2 protein-coding genes are annotated in these 1,734 nt (G+C 41.8%); both read left to right on the forward strand.

From position 1 onward, the window contains the following. Window positions 1-140 precede the first annotated feature (140 nt). A complete protein-coding gene (locus AMDU4_RS13170; protein WP_021788425.1) occupies window positions 141-1,511 on the forward strand; it encodes a transposase in 1,371 nt (456 codons plus the stop codon). Further along, window positions 1,495-1,734 (forward strand): thermopsin family protease (locus AMDU4_RS13175; protein ID WP_290705481.1); only part of this gene is annotated, 240 nt, incomplete at its 3' end. The genes AMDU4_RS13170 and AMDU4_RS13175, both read left to right, overlap by 17 nt.

The following is a 1,734-nucleotide window of genomic DNA, read 5'->3' on the forward strand; positions in this document are numbered from 1 at the left end:
TCTGAAAGAACACATACAGTACAGTTCCTTACCAATATATGGAATTTCCTAAATTCCCTAATCATTAGGCATTATGATACCACATTCTCCTTTATTTTACGGAACAGTAAAGGTTAAATCATAATGTGTAATTACACATTATGTCTTTCATAAGATTCAAGAAGATTGGGAACAAAGAATATGCCTATGAAGTAACATCATACTATGACAAGATGAAGAAAAAACCGGCACAGAAAAGCAAATACCTCGGGCAGGTTGTTGACAGGGAAAGTAATGAATTCATCAGGCCTGGAAAGGAGAGGATAAAACCAGAGAAACTGATCCTTGATTTCGGTGATTCATACTTCCTGATCAGGTTCATGGAATCCAGGATGAAGGAAGTCTATGATTTTGCAGTAAAGAACAGTGCACTTCCCCTCATACTGTACCGGATACTTGGAAAGACAGGCATGAGGAGGGCAGGAATATGGTATGAGGGGAATATTGCAAGATATCTTGCACCGGGTGTAATGGACTCACAGAGAATATCAGAATTCCTTGTGAAGTTTGGGAATGAAACAAAGATGAGGGATTTCTACAGGGCATACCTTAAACAGCCGGAAGAAGGAATATCCATTGACACAACTGCACTTCCCAACCAGATCGATCTGGACATGACACAGTGGGGATATTCCTCAGAGACTGTTGATGAGGAGATCAAGCTTGTACTTGTAATGGACAGGAAGAGGAACAGGCCACTGTATTTCCGCTATATTCCAGGAGGCATTATGGATGTTTCAGCACTATCTGCAACCAACAGTGAGATGGAGAAACTCGGGATCAGGCCAGGGCTGAGCATAATGGATGCGGGTTTCTTCTCTGAGGGCAATATCAGTTCAATGTTCACCAGTAAGATAGATTTTCTCATGAGGGTTCCTGCAAACAGATCCATATATCATGGCCTGATAGAATCCGCAGCAGGTATGGATATCCCTAAGAATGCAGTGAAGTATGGAAACAGGATCATGTTCATCTCATCCTCCCAGGCAGAATTTGCCGGAAATACTGTATTCACACATCTTGTCCTGGATCCAGAGAGGAGGGGCAGGGAATTAAGGAGATATATGCTGAAGCACATGGACGATTATGATCCGTTCTCAGTGAAGAGGAAGGGCTTTATGGTACTCATGAGTTCACAGCCCATTGAAAGGGATGAACTGATACCGCTGTATTATACCAGGCAGTTTGTGGAGAAGGCATATTCATACTCAAAGGATGACCTTTCACTCCTGCCGCTCAGGGTTCACAGTGAAGAAACCCTGAGGGGATACCTGTTCATAATATTCCTCTCACTGATAGTATACATGGAAGTACAGAAGGAAATTGGATCTGTTGAAATGTCCCTTGACATATTGAGGAATTTGAAATGCAAGGTATTCGAGAAAGAGATTGTGATACAGGAACTGACAAAGGATCAGAAGAAACTGTTTGAGAAAATAGGGGTCATAGTGCCTAATACTATGGGAATTTAGGAATTTCTCCTCACCGGCATTTACAATGAGCAGCAATGTATTTCATTCTGACAATGGAATACTAGTTGCGCCCGTTTTCTACTATGGAATAGGCCCAACAATACATGTAACTACACCTTTTAAACTGAATCTGTACCTAAACTCTACAGTTGTTGACAGAGACAGTGCTGTGTATTTCAACTATTCGATAATGAGCGGCCACCATATGCAGTCCGGTTCATAT

The organism is Ferroplasma sp. Type II, assembly GCF_000496155.1.